This window comes from Pseudescherichia sp., assembly GCF_031998825.1.
In the GTDB taxonomy this organism is placed as follows: Bacteria; Pseudomonadota; Gammaproteobacteria; order Enterobacterales; family Enterobacteriaceae; genus Pseudescherichia.
In genome coordinates this window covers 1-3,312 of record NZ_DAMACX010000049.1, presented here as the reverse complement: position 1 = coordinate 3,312, position 3,312 = coordinate 1, and the positions used below count along the sequence as shown (strand labels likewise).

The window sequence follows — 3,312 nt, the reverse complement described above, 5'->3', positions numbered from 1 at the left end:
GTGGTGATACGGCCATTGTTGTTACGACCACCGGATTTGCTGTTTTTTTCAACCAGCGGAGCAAAAGGTTTGCCCTTATGCAGCTCAGGGTTAACCACTTTAACAACGTGGCGACGACCCGGAGATGTCGGTTTACACTTAACAACTGCCATTGTATTACTCCTCCGACTTACTCAGCGCCGCCAACGAAGTCCAGGTTCTGGCCTTCTTTCAGGGTGACGTAAGCTTTTTTCCAGTCGCTACGACGACCGATACGCTGTCCGTGACGTTTAACTTTCCCTTTAACAACCAGGGTGTTAACGACTTCGACTTCGACTTCAAACAGTTTCTGCACAGCAGCTTTGATCTCTGCTTTAGTCGCGTCTTTAGCAACTTTGAGAACGATGGTGTTAGTTTTTTCCATCGCAGTAGACGCTTTTTCAGAAACGTGCGGTGCACGCAGCACCTTCAGCAGACGTTCTTCACGAATCATGCCAGCATCTCCTCAACTTGCTTAACAGCCTCAGCAGTCATTACGACTTTGTCGAAGGCGATCAGGCTAACCGGGTCGATACCTGCTGCGTCACGTACGTCAACCTTGTGCAGGTTACGTGCGGCCAGGAACAGGTTCTCGTCCAGCTCACCGGTGATGATCAGCACATCTTCCAGAGCCATGTCTTTCAGTTTCTGAGCCAGAAGCTTGGTTTTCGGTGCTTCCAGAGAGAACTGCTCGACAACGATCAGACGATCCTGACGTACCAGCTCGGACAGGATGCTTTTCAGCGCGCCGCGGTACATCTTTTTGTTAACTTTTTGACTGTGGTCCTGCGGACGCGCAGCGAAGGTCACGCCACCTGAACGCCAGATCGGGCTCTTAACAGAACCTGAACGCGCACGGCCGGTGCCTTTCTGACGCCACGGTTTTTTACCGGAACCAGTTACTTCAGCACGAGTCTTCTGAGCACGAGTACCCTGACGAGCACCAGCTGCATAAGCAACAACAACCTGGTGAACCAGCGCTTCGTTGAAATCACGACCGAAGGTAGTTTCGGAAACAGTCAGCGCGCTCTGCGCGTCTTTCAATACTAATTCCATTGCTATCCCCTTACGCCTTCACAGCTGGTTTAACGATCAGGTCGCTACCGGTAGCACCCGGAACAGCACCCTTAACCAGCAGCAGGTTGCGCTCAGCGTCAACACGTACTACGTCCAGGCTCTGAACGGTTACACGTTCGTTGCCCAGCTGACCTGCCATCTTCTTGCCTTTGAACACTTTGCCCGGAGTCTGGTTCTGACCGATAGAACCCGGAACGCGGTGGGACAAGGAGTTACCGTGAGTCGCGTCCTGGGTACGGAAGTTCCAGCGCTTAACGGTACCGGCGAAACCTTTACCTTTAGAGGTACCGGTTACGTCAACTTTTTTAACTTCAGCAAACAGCTCAACGCTGATGTCCTGACCTACGGTGTACTCTTCGCCTTCAGCAAGACGGAATTCCCACAGACCACGGCCAGCTTCAACGCCAGCTTTAGCAAAGTGACCTGCTTCAGGTTTGGTTACACGGTTAGCTTTTTTAGCACCGGTAGTGACCTGAACGGCACGGTAGCCATCGTTAGCCAGATCTTTGATCTGAGTAACGCGGTTTGCTTCAACTTCGATTACGGTTACTGGGATAGAGACGCCATCTTCAGTGAAGATGCGGGTCATACCCACTTTTTTACCGACTAAACCAATCATTGTATCAACCTCTCAATCGCTCGATGACCTGATTAACCCAGGCTGATCTGCACGTCTACACCGGCAGCCAGGTCCAGACGCATCAGAGCATCAACGGTTTTCTCGGTTGGCTCAACGATGTCAACCAGACGCTTGTGAGTGCGAATTTCGTACTGATCGCGCGCGTCTTTGTTAACGTGCGGAGAGATCAGAACGGTAAAGCGCTCTTTGCGGGTCGGCAGCGGGATCGGACCACGAACCTGCGCACCAGTGCGCTTGGCAGTCTCGACGATTTCCGCGGTTGATTGATCGATCAGACGATGATCAAACGCTTTAAGACGGATACGGATTCTTTGGTTCTGCATGAGACCAGAGCTCCAATTATTTATAGACGAAATAGTTACTCCTCAAACCCATTACGATTGATGGGAGAGTGTAACCGTTCTTACAGAGTTCCCCAATTGGGAACATTGTCTGGTATCGCTTACGCAGTACCGGTGGTTCATATCGAACCGCTGTCTATATTAGACAAGCCCGCGCATTATACGTAAAACTGACATTAACGCAAGCGTCGTGTAGAAAATAAGCACTATAAAAAAACCCGCGGCCGTTAGCCGGCAGCGGGTTCGATGATACTGTAATGTGTATTGTACGGTACGGCTACTTCGCCTGCTCTCTGAGCTGCGACTGAAGGTAGTTCTGTAGACCAATTTTTGTAATCAGGTCCAGCTCGGTCTCCAGCCAGTCAATATGCCCCTCTTCATCCGCGAGGATCTCAATCATCATATCGCGGCTGACGTAGTCATGAACGCTATCGGCATAGGCGATGGCTTCACGCAGATCTTTAGCACCCTCAAGCTCAAGGTTCAGGTCTGAGCGCAGCATCTCCTCTACGTCTTCACCGATCCCCAGCTTGCCGAGGTCCTGCAGGTTTGGAATACCTTCAAGAAACAGAATACGCTCGATGTACTTATCGGCGTGTTTCATCTCATCTATGGATTCGTGATATTCGACGTCGTTGAGGCGGGTGAGGCCCCAGTTTTTGAACATACGGGCATGAAGAAAATACTGATTGATTGCGACAAGCTCATTTCCCAATAATTTATTGAGATAACTTATGATTCTGACATCACCTTTCATTATTAGTCCCTCCGCTTCCACTAAGTGAAGCGTAGATGGCGCTACCGGGATGTCAAAAAAAGATTTTCGCTTATGCGATCTCCTGGTATTCAGGGATTTGCATCAGCTCGTTCTGCATAATCTCGCGGGCCGCGCGGACGCACTTACCGCACTGGTTCCCGACGGGAATAAACTTACGCAGCTGCTGGAAGGATTGGGGGCGAAACTGGCGCACGGCCTGGCGAATTGTTTTATCACTTACCCCATTACACAAACAGACGTACATAATCGCTCCCGTTCAATTTATGCGCAGAGTGTAAATGAGAATAGTTATGATTACAATAGCAGAAAGCCGAAAGCAGAACGCAAAAAAGGACGCCGAAGCGTCCTTTTTTATTCAGAGATAATAAATTATTAGCTCAGAACTTTAGCAACAACGCCCGCACCAACGGTACGGCCGCCTTCACGGATTGCGAAACGCAGACCGTCGTCCATCGCGA

At 50.3% G+C, this 3,312-nt stretch carries 7 protein-coding genes and 1 pseudogene; all 8 read right to left on the bottom strand.

What is annotated here, in order from left to right; genetic code table 11:
• Positions 1-152 (bottom strand): annotated as a pseudogene (locus tag RTP97_RS17710) (50S ribosomal protein L2); the annotation flags it as partial.
• Positions 153-169: 17 nt separating this feature from the next.
• Positions 170-472, bottom strand: a complete 303-nt coding sequence (gene rplW / locus RTP97_RS17705) for a 50S ribosomal protein L23 (protein ID WP_000617546.1) — start codon at positions 470-472, stop codon at positions 170-172.
• Positions 469-1,074 (bottom strand): 50S ribosomal protein L4, encoded by a 606-nt coding sequence (gene rplD / locus RTP97_RS17700; RefSeq protein WP_042396046.1) that lies wholly within the window; start codon positions 1,072-1,074, stop codon positions 469-471. The genes rplW and rplD overlap by 4 nt, the downstream gene beginning before the upstream one ends.
• A 10-nt stretch (positions 1,075-1,084) precedes the next feature.
• On the bottom strand, positions 1,085-1,714 hold the full coding sequence (gene rplC / locus RTP97_RS17695; protein ID WP_103821892.1) for a 50S ribosomal protein L3: 630 nt from the start codon (positions 1,712-1,714) through the stop codon (positions 1,085-1,087).
• A 32-nt stretch (positions 1,715-1,746) separates the two neighbouring features.
• On the bottom strand, positions 1,747-2,058 hold the full coding sequence (gene rpsJ / locus RTP97_RS17690; RefSeq protein WP_001181005.1) for a 30S ribosomal protein S10: 312 nt from the start codon (positions 2,056-2,058) through the stop codon (positions 1,747-1,749).
• A 295-nt stretch (positions 2,059-2,353) separates the two neighbouring features.
• The gene (gene bfr, locus RTP97_RS17685) at positions 2,354-2,833 is read right to left on the bottom strand and encodes a bacterioferritin (RefSeq protein WP_103821891.1); all 480 of its coding nucleotides are present in this window, start codon (positions 2,831-2,833) and stop codon (positions 2,354-2,356) included.
• A 70-nt stretch (positions 2,834-2,903) separates the two neighbouring features.
• Positions 2,904-3,098, bottom strand: a complete 195-nt coding sequence (gene bfd / locus RTP97_RS17680) for a bacterioferritin-associated ferredoxin (protein WP_021265642.1) — start codon at positions 3,096-3,098, stop codon at positions 2,904-2,906.
• 128 nt (positions 3,099-3,226) lie between these two features.
• A partial coding sequence (locus tag RTP97_RS17675; RefSeq protein ID WP_000740161.1) for a hypothetical protein occupies positions 3,227-3,312 on the bottom strand: 86 nt, incomplete at its 5' end.